Genomic DNA, 12,065 nt, shown 5'->3' with positions numbered 1-12,065 from the left:
AGCGCGAACTTCGGCCCCACGCTGGGCACCGCGGGCATCAGCCTGTGGTCGCTGAAAGTGTCGGGCGTGGGTGGGCACTCGGGCATGCCGCAGAACTGCGTCAACGCGCTGGAGCTGGCCATGGCCGCGTCGCTGGAGGTGTCGCGCTGGTTCCATGCGCGCTACCCGCCCTCGGACGACGAGAAGCGCTGGGGCTTCCTGTCCACCTCCAGCCTCAAGGCCACCGTGGTGGAGGCCACCAACACCAAGGAGACGAAGATTCCCGCGGACGTCACCGTGCGCGGCGACATCCGCCTCACGCCGTTCCACGATTTGGCCGAGGTGCGGCGGGCCACCGAGGACTTCGTGAAGGCGCTGGACGCGCGGCTGGAGCGCGACGACGTGCCCCCGGGCTTCCCGCGCACGCGCACGGCGGACGGCCGACGCGGCACGCTCTCGCTGCGCTTCGAGGGAGGAGGCACCGAGGGCATCGCCTGTCGGCTGGACTCGCCCGGCCTGCAGGCGCTGAAGGACGCGATGAAGCAGGTGCGGGGCGTGGACGCGCAGCCCTTCTCGCTCACCGGCTCACTGCCGCTGGTGAGGGACCTGCAACGTCAGGGCTGCGACGTACAAATCACGGGCTTTGGAGAGATGAAGTACTACCACGCGCCCAACGAGCAGGCGCACCTCCAGGACTTCCGCCAGGGCTTCTCCATCCTCCGCGAGCTGCTCGAGCGGCTGTGAGTGGAGCGGGCCGGGGTTACAGTGAGAAATCAGCTCCGCCCACGTCGGGCCGGAGCGCTGCCGAGGAGCGGTGACGCCGTGAGAGATTTGCTGATGATTCCGGGGCCGGTGGAGTTCGAGCAGGAGGTGCTTCAGGCGCTGGGCGCTCCCTCCTACGGCCACACGGACCCGGCCTTCATCGCCATCTTCGGCCGGGCGCTGAAGCGGCTGCGTGAGGTGAGCCTCGCGCCGAGCGCGCAGCCCTTCGTCGTCTCCGGCTCCGGCACGCTGGCCATGGAGCTGGCGGTGGCCAACCTCGTGGAGCCCGGTGACTCCGCGCTGGTGGTGAACACCGGTTACTTCAGCGACCGGATGGCGAAAATCCTGGAGCGGCATGGCGCGAAGGTGACGCACGTGCGCGCGGCGCCCGGTGACTCGCCGACGGTGGAGGAGGTGGAGGCGCACCTGAAGCGCGGCGGCTTCAAGGTGATGACTGTCACCCACGTGGACACGTCCACCGGCGTGCTGACACCCGTGGAGGGCCTGTCGCGGGTGGCGCGCGAGTTGGGAGTGCTGTCGGTGGTGGACGGCGTGTGCGCCACGGCGGGCGAGGCGTTCCACCAGGACGCGTGGGGCGCGGACGTGTACCTCACCGCGAGCCAGAAGGCCGTGGGCGTACCGCCGGGGCTGGCGCTGCTCACCGTGGGGCCGCGCGCGCTGGAGGCATGGAGGAAGCGCCGCGTGCCGGTGGCCAGCGTGTACTCCGACTGGGCGGAGTGGCTGCCCATCCTGGAGGCGTACGAGGCGGGCAAGCCGGCCTACTTCGCCACGCCGCCCGTCAACCTCGTGTGCGCGTTGGACGTGAGCCTGGGGCAGATTCTCGCCGAGGGACTGGAGGCCCGCTTCGCCCGGCACCAGCGCCTGGCGCGTGCCTTCCGTGCCGCGTGGCGTGGGCTGGGCCTGCGCATGCTGCCGGTGTCCGACGCGGTGACGGCGAACACGCTGAGCGCCGTGTACTACCCGGAGGGCGTGGACGCGTCGCTGGTGGGCCGCGTGAAGGCGGAGGGCGTGGTGGTGGCCGGTGGACTCCACCCCGACCTCAAGACGCGCTACTTCCGCGTGGGCCACATGAACCGCGTGGGACCGGGAGACGTATTGACGACCGTGGGGGCCGTGGAGCGCGCCCTGCTCGCGGCCGGACACCGCTGTGAGCCCGGTGCGGGCCTCGCCGCCGCCGAGGCCTCTCTCACCGCTCGATAAAGTCAGAAAGCCCGCACCCCCAGGGTCTCCCGCACCCTGGACAGGGCTCGCCCTCTTGGGTCCTGGGAGGGAAATGTGCCCGAAATCCAAGGGGTTCGTGTGGTGGGTGAACCCTTCCATGGACCCTGGGGCGTGCTGGAATCATTCGACAGGGGTAGAAAAGTATGGGAGTATTGGCACCTAGGAAGTGGGGGGAAGCCGGCGAAATCTGAAAATCCATCGGAAACGCCGGGCGTGTCCCCTGAGTCGAGACAGAGCGAGTCCCCTCGGGGAGACGACCATGCACTTGAGTATGGAAGCGGGCAGTGGCGGCGGGGCGGCGTGGGAGCTGGAGCAGCGCCGTCTGGCGGCGACGGACGAGGACCAGGCCCGGGGCATGTTCTTCCAGGGGTCGCTGCACGTCATCGCGTACCTGGGCGGAGACGGCGCGGTGGCGCGGTGCAAGGGCGTGGCGGGGGTGTGGGAAATCAACCCGTTCCACCTGTACTCGGTGTCGCGCTACCTGCGGATGGTGTCCACGGCGGCGCGGCTGTTGGGCCCGCAGCTCAACGGCTTCGAGGGTGTGCTGAGCCGGATGGGCTCGCAGGCCACGATGGACTTCCTGGCGTCGCTGTTCGGCCGGCAGATGCTGGCGGAGGCCGCGGGCAGTCCTCGGGTGTTGCTCGACTCGCTGGGCGACGCGTACCGCATGGCGGTGAGCTACGGCGAGCGGTATCCCGTGTGGACGGGTGAGCGCAGCGCGCGCTTCATCATGCGGCGCGACTTCATGCCGGCGGCGTACCACGAGGGCGTGCTGCGCGGCGCGCTGGAGGCGGTGGGTGCGCGCGACGTGCGGGTGAGCGGGCGGCAGGTGGCGTTGCTGGACAGCGAGTACGAGCTGTCCTGGCGGTAGTCGGAGCCCGACGCGGCGGCCCATGACGGGCCCGCCGCGTGGGAGGCGCCGAGGGCGTCAGTTCGCGTCGTTGACGGCGAGGAGGGGCTGGGCTTCCAGTCCGCTGCCGCCTCCGAGGCTCTCGGTGGAGGAGACGAAGGGCTGGGGCACCACCCGCGCCGTGTCCAGGGCCGGGGTGACGTCGACCAGGGCTTCGATGAGCGCCTTGAGCACCATGAAGTGCTGCGTGTCCACGCCTTCGATGGAGGCGAGGATGAAGCGGTGCTCTTGGGTCTGGAGGCCCTTGAGGACGCGGTTGAAGGCGATGGCGGAGCGGCGCTCCTCGTTGGCGGTGAGCTTGAGGACGTTGCCGACGGAGGGCCGGAAGTTGGGGGGTGGGGTGTAGCTCACTTCATCCGCGCGGACGGCGTTGCCGCCCAGGTTCGTCACGGTGGTGGACAGCAGGGCGGCGTGGGCCTCGTGGTCCTGCTGGAACCGGGCTGTCAGCGCGAGCGCGAGCGCGGCGAAGTCTCTCTCCTCCTGGGGGCGCGAGGGGGAGTCGCGCGCGTCGGTGAGGATGACGGCGTTCTGGGCGTAGGCGTCGAGGAGGGTGTACTCGGCGGCGAGCAGGGTGTTGAGGGCGCCGGCTTCGCGGGCGAGGTCGATGGGGCCAAGCTGGTTCTGGGAGTTGGGCCGCTCCGTGACTTCGCACGCAGGCAGCGCGGAGGCGGCCGTCACGGCGGCGAAGCCCTGGAGGAGCCGGCGGCGGGCGAGGATGGAGTCGGGAGGGTTCTGGGTCGTCATGGGGGTAGGGCTCCTCACCGCGTCACGTCGTAGAAGGGCAGGTCCGTCACGTCGTCGAGGCCGGGTGCGCCATCGACGGTGATGGCGAAGGACCTGGGGACGAACTGGGTCGCCACGGCGGTGAGTGCAGCCGCGGGCTGGTTGACGGTGGAGGCGGGGGGCGTGACGAAGCCGCGCGCGGCCAGGTTGAGGACGACGAAGTGCTGGGACTCCACCGCGCCGATGGCGGCGGCCAGCTCCGCGTTGTCCGCGAGCACGAGGGACTTCTGCGTGTCGGTGTAGCCGATGGCGGCGGCCTTCTCCGCGTTGGTGGCCAGGTCGATGACGTTCTTGATGCCAGGCACGAAGTCGTCGGGGACTTGCGCGGTGCCTTCGCCCACGTCGTCGATGCCGGCCAGGCGGGTGATGTAGCTGGCGAGGCGTTCGGCGTGCTCCAGGTGTTGCTGGCGGAAGTGCAGGGCGATGGCCTTGACGATGCCCTGGAAGGGGAAGAGCGGGTCGCTGGCGGTGGCGGCGTCGAGCACGCTGACCGCAGCGTCGTAGGTCTTGATGGCGTTGCGTTCAGCGGTGAGCAGCGCCTTGAGGGGCGCCACGTCGTCCTGGGGTGAGAGGGCCAGGGCTGGGGTGGCGCGGGTGAGCAGTCCCGTCGCGAGGCCAAGGCTCGCGGCGGCCGTGGCGCGTCTCAGGGCGGCACGGCGAGAGAGTTCTTCGGTCATGGGTCCATCCGAGGAGGCGGTCGGAAGTGGTGGGTGCCGGGCGCCCCCTGAAGCCCGGCACGGGCTCGGTACGCCGAAGGTGTGGAGGGGGATTTTCCGGCGCGCGGGGGATTTTCCGGCGGCGGCGCCCGCGTGACACACGGCGCGAGGCCCTTAGGTCCCCGGGGCGGCGCTCCGTTCGTCCGTGGACCGTGTCAATGGATTGGAGTCAGCTCCAGGATGCTGGAGTGGGGCGAGGTGGCACCTGGGCACTGTCGTGTCGCGGGTGCACGGGGGTGACTCCAGGGCATGTGGGGGCGGCGGGGTAGGGTGGTGACTCGCGAGCCGTGAACACGGGAGGATGTGCCCATGACCAGGCGGTACTTCGACCTCTCCGATGATGTCCAGCTCCGGGGGCGCTGGGAGCTGGGCGTGCCCACTGACATCGCGGGGCGTGAAGTCGCTGACCCCTGGATGTTCCGAAAGGGTCTGCCCGTGGCCGACCCGGGGCGTTTGAGTCTTCCCGTGGAGCGTGAGGGCAAGGCGCTCGATTTCTCGCTCATCGGGTTCAGCACGCCCCTGGTTCATGCCCGGGTGGCCGCCGTGTTCATGGAGTTGGCGGGCTCCGACGTGCAGGTGATTCCCGTCGAGATTCCAGGGCATTCGGACCGCTTCCGCATCCTGGTCGCCACCCGATTGCTCGAGTGTATCGACGACGCCGCGAGTGAACGGGTCGAGCGCTGGACCGCCGAGGATGGTCGTCCTGAAAAGGTCGGGCAGTATCGGGACGTGCGTGGCCTGCGCATCAACCCCGCCCAGGTCGGTGACGCAAAGGTCTTCCGCCCGTGGGGTTGGTCCGTCGCGCTCATCGTCTCCGAGGACCTCAAGCAGGCCCTGGAGCGTCTCGGCACCACCGGCACGCACTTCATCGACGTCTGACGCGAGACGAAGCACGCTCGTCCGTGGACCGTGTCAATGGATTGGAGTCAGCTCCAGGATGCTGGAGTGGGGTGAGGTGGCACCTGGACACTGTCGTGTCGCGGGTGCACGGGGGTGACTCCAGGGCATGTGGGGGCGGCGGGGTAGGGTGGTGACTCGCGAGCCGGGGGCCTATGCGAGTGCCGAGCTGGACTGTGTGGTGTCTGCTGACATTGCTGGTGGGCTGCGCCACGTCGCGTGAGGTGCGACTGGAGACGGGCCGGGGTGAGCCGGTGGTCTTCACACCAGCGGAGGACGTTCCAAGGCCCGTGGTGCTGGAGGAAGACGCGCTCGTCGAGGCGTTGACGACGCTGGCGAGCACGACGAGGGCGGAGGCGTGGCCTCGCGAGGCGGCGCTTCGGCTGCTGGCGCTGGAGGAGCGAGGTGGCACGTACCAGTTCGACGTGCGCACGCGGAGGTTCACGCCGCTGGAGGCGGGGGCGTCGCTGGAGGAGGCGCCCTCGGCCGAGGACGTGGAGCTGACGCGGCACTACCTCTCGTGGTGTGAGCGGACGATGCGGGAAGGGGACTGCCTGCGGCTCTTGGAGTCGAGGCGGGTGGCGCCGGACGCGGTGTCGACGCTGGCGCGAGGACTCGAGGGCATGGGAGCGGGGCGGGTGGAGGGGCAGGGGCATGACCACCACATCGCGACGAACAAGTTCTGGAAGGACACGCGAAATGGGGGCCCGTGGTCTCCCCGGCTTCAACGAATCTTTGACCGGGCGGGGATGTCGCTGGATGACTCGGAGAACATCGTCCACGTCAAGGGACACCGGGGGCCGCATCCGCGCGAATACCACTCAGAGGTCTATGAGCGCCTTCTGCAGGCGACCGAAAACTGTCGCAGCATGCTTCAATGCAGGGAGGCCCTGACGAGGGCGCTCCAGCAGATGGCCCAAGAGGTCACTCGGGATGGGACGAAGTTGAATCGATGGGTAACCAAAGCTCCGTAGCGTGAGTGCTCGCGACATGGCGAAACGCTTCTTCAAGCTGAGTGATGACGTCGAGGTGCCCGGACGGTGGCACCTGGGCATTCCCATGGATGTGCACGGCCGAGAGGTCGAAGACCCCTGGGTGTTCAAGAAGGGCGTCGTCGTCCCCCATTTGGGGCGACTGGTCATTCCCCGTGACCACCCAGGCCGCTCGCTGGATTTTTCGGAGGCGGGGTTCGCGACCCCTGTACTGCATGCACGCGCGGCCGAGGTGTTTGACGTGCTCGCCCCCTCGGACGTTCAGCTCATCCCGGTGGAGATTCAGGGGCACTCAGGGGCTTTCAGCATCCTGGTCGCGACGCGGCTGATTCACTGTGTCGATGAGCGCGCTTCGGATGAAGTCGCGCACTGGACGCCGGAGGACGGACAGCCGGAGAAGGTGGGCCAGTACCGGAAGGTCTCCGGCCTGCGCATCGACCCCGCCCGGGTCGGTGACGCGAAGGTCTTCCGCCCGTGGGGTTGGTCCGTCGCGCTCATCGTCTCCGAGGACCTCAAGCAGGCCCTGGAGCGTCTCGGCGCCACCGGCACGCACTTCATCGACGTCTGACGCGAGCACCAACAGGAGCGCTCGCCTCCTCCGTCGCTTCGCTCGAAATCACCGAGCCTGAGACATCGCGAGGCTCAATCCACCCCACGCACCCTGAAATCCGGAGATGCAATCCGGCGCCGAGCCGCATATTGGCCAATGCTCAACACCCCTGGGCCAGGGGAGCACGGACGTGGGACGGAGCGGCTGTTTCACCCCAGAGGAATCACGCCAGCGTCGGGGGCGCGCGCTAGTCTCCGCGCCCGAGGGAAGTCCGGGTGTGGTGGGTCGCACGGGGCCTTCTGGGGTGTGGTGCGTGTGGCGGGAAGAGAAGGAGGCAGGTGCGTGACTCGGCCGTTGCTGGTGGTGGATGACGACGCGGACCTGCGCGAGGCGCTGGAAGAAGTCCTGCGCGACGCGGGCTACGAGGTGATGGGCGCCAGCAACGGCAAGCACGCGCTGGATGTGCTCGGCGCCATCCGCGAACTCCCCATCCTGGTGCTGCTCGACATGATGATGCCCGTGCTGGATGGCGCCGGCTTCGCGCGCGCCATGCGCCAGGTGCCCGAGTGGCGCGACATCCCCGTGCTCGTCTTCTCCGCGTCCGCCAACGCCCGCCAGGTCGCCGAGGAAATCGGCGCGTGCGGACACCTGCGCAAGCCCGTGGACGTGGACACCCTGCTGGACGCCGTGCGCAGGCACCAGGCCGCCTGAGGCGCTCGCGGCGTCTGCCCGCTCTCCGACATGCCGGAGTGCCCAGGGCAGCCGAGCGCAATGCCCGTTTGACGCTTCGCGAGGGGTGCTGGTAAGTGCCCACTTAACACGCAAGCTTCGACGGAGGTAGGATGCACACCAACGCGCTCACGCTGCTCTTGATGCAGCTCATCGTCATCATCGGCGTGTCGAGACTGATTGGGCGTGGAACGCGCTGGTTGGGCCAGCCGCTGGTCATCGCGGAGGTGGTGGCGGGCATCGTCCTGGGCCCCTCGCTGCTCGGGTGGCTTGCGCCGGACCTGATGAACACGCTGTTCCCCACCGACTCGCTCCCCATCCTGAAGATGCTCAGCCAGGTGGGCCTGGTGCTGTTCATGTTCCTGATTGGCCTGGAGCTGGACCCCAAGCTCCTGAAGGGCCGCGGTCACGCGTCGGTGGCCATCAGCCACACCAGCATCGTCGTGCCCTTCGCGCTGGGCGCGGTGGCGGCGGCGCTGTGGCTGTACAAGGACTTTTCAGACCCGAGCGTGCCCTTCTCGTCGTTCGTGCTCTTCATGGGCGTGGCGATGAGCATCACCGCCTTCCCGGTGCTCGCGCGCATCCTCACCGAGCGCGGGCTCTTGCAGTCGCGCATCGGCGCCATCGCGATTACCTGCGCGGCGGTGGACGACGTCACGGCGTGGTGCTTGCTGGCCTTCGTGGTGTCCATCGTCCGTGCCTCGAACCTGGCGCAGGCGGGGCTCACCACGGCGTTCGCCATGGGCTACATCGCCTTCATGCTGCTGGCGGTGCGTCCCTTCCTCGCGCGCCTGGGCGCCCGGGTGGCCAGCCGTGAGGGCCTGACGCAGAACGTGGTGGCGGGCACGCTGCTGCTGCTGCTGGCGTCCTCGTGGGCCACGGAGCTCATCGGCATCCACGCCCTCTTCGGGGCCTTCCTCTTCGGCGCCGTCATCCCCAAGGAGGGTGGGCTGGCGGAGGCGCTCTCGGAGAAGCTGGAGGACGTGGCGGTGGTGCTGCTGTTGCCCATCTTCTTCGCCTTCAGCGGTCTGCGCACCCAGATTGGCCTGCTCAACACGCCCGAGGCGTGGCTGGCGTGTGGCGCCATCATCCTGCTGGCCTGCATTGGCAAGTTTGGCGGCAGCGCGGTGGCGGCGCGGATGACGGGCATGCGGTGGCGCGAGGCGGGGGCCATCGGCATCCTGATGAACACGCGCGGCCTGATGGAGCTCATCGTCCTCAACCTGGGCCTGGACCTGGGCGTCATCTCGCCCACGCTCTTCACGATGATGGTGCTGATGGCGCTGGTGACGACGTTCATGACCACGCCGCTCCTGCAGCTGTTCTATCCGACGGAGGAGCTGGCCCGGGACAGGCTGGTGCTGGACCCGCCCGCCCCTCCCGGCTCGACGCCCTACACGGTGTTGATGTGCGTCTCCCACCAGCAGGCGGGCCCCGGCATGGCCAGCCTCGCCAAGGCCCTGTCCGGGGGAGAGGGCACGCAGTTGCACGCGCTGCACCTGGTCCATCCGGAGCGCGTGTCGCTGCGCACGGAGTCGGAGCCCCGCGCCTCGGAGCAGGAGACAGAGGGCGATGGCGCGCTCGCGCCGCTGCTGGGCCGGGCGAAGAACCTGGGGCTGGCGGTGCGGCCCTTGTCCTTCGTGTCGACGGAGCCCGCGCAGGACATCTGCCGCACGGCGGAGGCGAAGCACGCGGACCTGGTGCTGCTGGGCTGGCACAAGCCGCTGTTCAGCCAGACGGTGCTGGGCGGCACCGTGCACGAGGTGATGCAGGCCGCGTCCGGCACCGTGGCGGTGCTGGTGGACCGGGGCCTCTCGGACGTGAAGCGGGTGCTGGTGCCCTTCATCGGCAGCCGGCATGACCGCGCGGCGCTGAAGCTGGCGCGGCGGCTGATGCGGCAGGCCGGCGCGGAAATCACCGTGCTGCACGTGACGTCGCGAGAGAGCAACGGCGCGCGCGCGCAGGTGGACGAGCTGTTCCCGGCCGAGGAGGGCTCGGGCGTGCGGCTGAAGGTCGTCCAGCACGAGTCGCCCGAGGAGGCCGCGCTGGAGGAGGCCCGCCACGGTGGCCATGACCTGGTGGTGGTGGGCGTGGGCGCGCCGTGGGGCCTGGAGGACCGGGTGTTCGGTCTCCAGCGCGAGCGCATCGTCCGCGACGCGCCGGGCTCACTGCTGGTGGTGCACGAGTCGGAGCCCGTGGCGGAGGCCGCCGCCGAGTCCCAGGCCGCCGCTCCCGCGGTGGCCTCGAGGAGCTGAGCGACATGCACCTGGGCGCGACGCTGCGGCTGCTGAGGGTGGACGCGGGCCTGTCCCTGAGGGACCTGGCCCGCCGTATCGGCGTGTCGAGCGCGTACCTCAGCCGGGTGGAGCACGGCGTGGACGCGCCGCCCACGGTGGCGCGACTGACGGCGATTGCTCGCGAGCTGGACGTGCCACCCGCGCTGCTGATGGACGTGGCGAACCGGGTGAGCCCGTATGTGTCCGAGTATCTGGAGGACGTGCCGGGCGCCGGGACGCTCTTCCTGGAGCTGGCGCGGCGTCGCCTGTCCGGGACGCAGCTGGCCCGGGTGCGTGACTTCCTGGACGTGGAGTTCCCCGTGAGGGGTGGGCTCTCCGACGCGCCGGTGGCCGCGCTGGCGCCGTTGCTGGCGCCGGAGCGGGTGGTGCTACAGCTCTCCTGCGGTGGCTGGGAGGACGTGCTGGACGTGGTGGCGGGCCGGCTGGCGGCGGCGCTGCCCGGCGTGGACGCGGCGCGGCTGGCGGAGGGCCTGCGCCAGCGGGATGACGAGTCCTCCTGCGCGGTGGGCGGCGAGGTCGCGGTGCCCCACCTCTTTCTTCAGGGCGCGCCGCCGGTGGCCGCGCTGGTGACGCTGGCGAAGGGTCTCCAGGTGGACACCCCGGACGGCCGGCCGCTGCGGCTGGTGGTGGCGGCGGTGGACGGGGAGCTGGGCCGCGTGCGGCTGGTGCGCATGGCCCACGTGGCCCGGCTGGCGGCGCGAGGGCTCTCGGCGCGGCTCAGCGAGGCCCGGCAGCCCGGTCAGGTGCTCGCCGTGCTGGAAGAGCTGGAGGCGCTGCGCTGAGCGGCCCTCAGTCGGCGCGCCGCATCCAGTTCACCCAGTCCCCCAACTCGCGGTAGCCCAGCTTGCGGTACACGCTCCGGCCCTGCTCGGTGGCCTGGAGCACGGAGGCGGCGAGGCCCCTCTGCCGGGCGCCCGTGAGCAGCCCGCGCATCACCTCCGCGGCCAGCCCGCGTCCCCGCGCCTCCGGCAGGGTGACGACCATGTACACGCCGGCGGTGTCCCCCACGTCCAGCGAGAAGCCGCACGCCAGGGCCCGGCCCTCCTCGCGCGCCACCAGCGTGTGCACGGGCAGCAGGGGCGGCTGCTTCCACACCGTGAGGATGTCGTCCCACTTCCCCCAGACGCGGATGTTCAGGTCCACCATCTCGTCCTGCTCCGGCGTCTCCACCAGGGGGAACGTGGGAGGAAGGTCGGGCGCGTCCGCCAGGGCCATGCCCATGGCCGGGATTCGCGAGTCGGGGCGGTAGCCCGCGGCGCCCAGCACCCGGGAGCCCTCGTCGTCCCCGGGCAGCACCGCCACGCGCCAGGCGGGGATGCCCAGGCCCCGGTAGAAGGCCTCCAGGGCGGGGAGCCCCTCGGCGAGCGCCTGGGGCGTCGTGAAGTACGCCTGCTGGAAGTGGACCTCGCCGGGGTACTCGGGCAGGGCGAAGGCGTCCACCCCCGGACCGCCCCCATGGCGCAGCAGGCCACGCTCGCGCTGGAGGTGCTTGAAGGCGATGACGTTGGCGCGAAGGCGGTCGTTCAGTTCGGCATCGGTCATGGGGCGGGTACAGCGTAGGTGGGCCACGCCGGACGGAGAACAACGGCGTGCTCAAAACCGCGCGCGAGCCCGCCAGGACGGCTAGGGTGCGCGGGCACTCATGAGCAGCCCGCGCTTCTACGCCTTCGACCCTCGCGCCACTCGAATCGGCCTCTTCCTGGGGGCCTGTGTCCTGGCGGTGCTGACCGCCTGGGCCCTGGCCAACGCCCGGGACGGCGGGGGCATTCAAGAGATGGCGCGGGCGGGCGTGACGGCGGGCCTGATGTTCGCCTTCCTCGTGGCCATCCACCGCCTGCGACCTCGCGCCGGCTGGGGCATCTCATTGGACACGCGGGGCGTCCGCGTGGCCCGCCCCTTCAGCTCCCGGGAGCTGGAGCTGAACTGGGGGCAGATTGATTCCGTGCGCCGGCTCGGCAGGAGGGGGAACGTGCTCGGTTTGTTCCTGAAGGAGGAGGGAAGGGTGCTCGTCACCCGGCATCTCTTCGCCCGCAAGGCTGTTTTCGAGGAGCTGATCTCGGCGCTGGAGGACCGCCTCCCGCCGTCGCGATTCGACGCCTGACCCCCGGGTTTCGGCAAGCCGCCTCCCCGAGGGGCGGCCAAGCGATTTTCACGAATATTTACGCAGCTTTGCGCGGGCTCGTTACTCTTGTTCAGTGTGCCTCTAAG

The 12,065-nt window shown here is 70.0% G+C and carries 13 protein-coding genes; 10 read left to right on the top strand and 3 right to left on the bottom strand.

The window, feature by feature from the left end; translation table 11 throughout:
- From ACN469_RS02070 to ACN469_RS02060, 3 genes are all read left to right on the top strand, one after another.
- Positions 1 to 723, top strand: a 723-nt coding sequence (locus tag ACN469_RS02070; protein WP_498763579.1) for a peptidase dimerization domain-containing protein, incomplete at its 5' end; no start/stop codon positions are given.
- Positions 724 to 801: 78 nt separating this feature from the next.
- On the top strand, positions 802 to 1,962 hold the full coding sequence (locus ACN469_RS02065) for a pyridoxal-phosphate-dependent aminotransferase family protein (protein ID WP_498763577.1): 1,161 nt from the start codon (positions 802 to 804) through the stop codon (positions 1,960 to 1,962).
- Between the two features lie 280 nt (positions 1,963 to 2,242).
- Complete coding sequence (locus ACN469_RS02060; protein ID WP_498763575.1) at positions 2,243 to 2,854, top strand: TIGR02265 family protein; 612 nt, start codon at positions 2,243 to 2,245, stop codon at positions 2,852 to 2,854.
- Positions 2,855 to 2,911: 57 nt separating this feature from the next.
- On the opposite strand, the gene ACN469_RS02055 is transcribed toward ACN469_RS02060, so the two are convergent.
- Together ACN469_RS02055 and ACN469_RS02050 are read right to left on the bottom strand one after the other, a co-directional pair.
- Positions 2,912 to 3,637, bottom strand: a complete 726-nt coding sequence (locus ACN469_RS02055; protein ID WP_498763573.1) for a ferritin-like domain-containing protein — start codon at positions 3,635 to 3,637, stop codon at positions 2,912 to 2,914.
- 14 nt (positions 3,638 to 3,651) lie between these two features.
- Positions 3,652 to 4,353 (bottom strand): ferritin-like domain-containing protein, encoded by a 702-nt coding sequence (locus ACN469_RS02050; RefSeq protein WP_498763571.1) that lies wholly within the window; start codon positions 4,351 to 4,353, stop codon positions 3,652 to 3,654.
- Positions 4,354 to 4,701: 348 nt separating this feature from the next.
- Between ACN469_RS02050 and ACN469_RS02045 the strand changes: the two genes are divergently transcribed.
- From ACN469_RS02045 to ACN469_RS02020, 6 genes are all read left to right on the top strand, one after another.
- Entirely contained in the window at positions 4,702 to 5,271 is a 570-nt protein-coding gene (locus tag ACN469_RS02045) for an imm11 family protein (RefSeq protein WP_498763569.1), read from the top strand.
- A 173-nt stretch (positions 5,272 to 5,444) separates the two neighbouring features.
- Positions 5,445 to 6,263 (top strand): AHH domain-containing protein, encoded by an 819-nt coding sequence (locus ACN469_RS02040; RefSeq protein ID WP_498763567.1) that lies wholly within the window; start codon positions 5,445 to 5,447, stop codon positions 6,261 to 6,263.
- Between the two features lie 16 nt (positions 6,264 to 6,279).
- Entirely contained in the window at positions 6,280 to 6,849 is a 570-nt protein-coding gene (locus ACN469_RS02035; RefSeq protein WP_498763565.1) for an imm11 family protein, read from the top strand.
- A 324-nt stretch (positions 6,850 to 7,173) separates the two neighbouring features.
- Complete coding sequence (locus ACN469_RS02030; protein WP_498763563.1) at positions 7,174 to 7,542, top strand: response regulator; 369 nt, start codon at positions 7,174 to 7,176, stop codon at positions 7,540 to 7,542.
- 131 nt (positions 7,543 to 7,673) lie between these two features.
- Positions 7,674 to 9,815 carry a cation:proton antiporter domain-containing protein gene (locus ACN469_RS02025; RefSeq protein ID WP_498763561.1) on the top strand — a complete coding sequence of 714 codons (2,142 nt, stop codon included), beginning with the start codon at positions 7,674 to 7,676 and terminating at the stop codon, positions 9,813 to 9,815.
- 5 nt (positions 9,816 to 9,820) lie between these two features.
- Positions 9,821 to 10,639, top strand: coding sequence for a helix-turn-helix domain-containing protein (locus ACN469_RS02020; protein WP_498763560.1), 819 nt, complete (start codon positions 9,821 to 9,823; stop codon positions 10,637 to 10,639).
- Positions 10,640 to 10,646: 7 nt separating this feature from the next.
- On the opposite strand, the gene ACN469_RS02015 is transcribed toward ACN469_RS02020, so the two are convergent.
- Positions 10,647 to 11,399 carry a GNAT family N-acetyltransferase gene (locus ACN469_RS02015; RefSeq protein WP_498763558.1) on the bottom strand — a complete coding sequence of 251 codons (753 nt, stop codon included), beginning with the start codon at positions 11,397 to 11,399 and terminating at the stop codon, positions 10,647 to 10,649.
- A 100-nt stretch (positions 11,400 to 11,499) separates the two neighbouring features.
- Between ACN469_RS02015 and ACN469_RS02010 the strand changes: the two genes are divergently transcribed.
- A complete protein-coding gene (locus tag ACN469_RS02010) occupies positions 11,500 to 11,958 on the top strand; it encodes a hypothetical protein (protein WP_498763556.1) in 459 nt (152 codons plus the stop codon).
- Positions 11,959 to 12,065 lie beyond the last annotated feature (107 nt).

This window comes from Corallococcus terminator, assembly GCF_049194865.1.
GTDB classification, from domain to species: Bacteria; Myxococcota; Myxococcia; order Myxococcales; family Myxococcaceae; genus Myxococcus; species Myxococcus terminator_A.
This window is presented reverse-complemented; position numbering and strand designations above follow the sequence as displayed.

Coding starts and splice junctions, on each gene's coding strand:
- ACN469_RS02040 (WP_498763567.1), top strand. CDS start 5,445: ATGCGAGTGCCGAGCTGGACTGTGTGGTGTCTGCTGACATTGCTGGTG.
- ACN469_RS02045 (WP_498763569.1), top strand. CDS start 4,702: ATGACCAGGCGGTACTTCGACCTCTCCGATGATGTCCAGCTCCGGGGG.
- ACN469_RS02015 (WP_498763558.1), bottom strand. CDS start 11,399: ATGACCGATGCCGAACTGAACGACCGCCTTCGCGCCAACGTCATCGCC.
- ACN469_RS02050 (WP_498763571.1), bottom strand. CDS start 4,353: ATGACCGAAGAACTCTCTCGCCGTGCCGCCCTGAGACGCGCCACGGCC.
- ACN469_RS02060 (WP_498763575.1), top strand. CDS start 2,243: ATGCACTTGAGTATGGAAGCGGGCAGTGGCGGCGGGGCGGCGTGGGAG.
- ACN469_RS02025 (WP_498763561.1), top strand. CDS start 7,674: ATGCACACCAACGCGCTCACGCTGCTCTTGATGCAGCTCATCGTCATC.
- ACN469_RS02055 (WP_498763573.1), bottom strand. CDS start 3,637: ATGACGACCCAGAACCCTCCCGACTCCATCCTCGCCCGCCGCCGGCTC.
- ACN469_RS02010 (WP_498763556.1), top strand. CDS start 11,500: ATGAGCAGCCCGCGCTTCTACGCCTTCGACCCTCGCGCCACTCGAATC.
- ACN469_RS02035 (WP_498763565.1), top strand. CDS start 6,280: ATGGCGAAACGCTTCTTCAAGCTGAGTGATGACGTCGAGGTGCCCGGA.
- ACN469_RS02020 (WP_498763560.1), top strand. CDS start 9,821: ATGCACCTGGGCGCGACGCTGCGGCTGCTGAGGGTGGACGCGGGCCTG.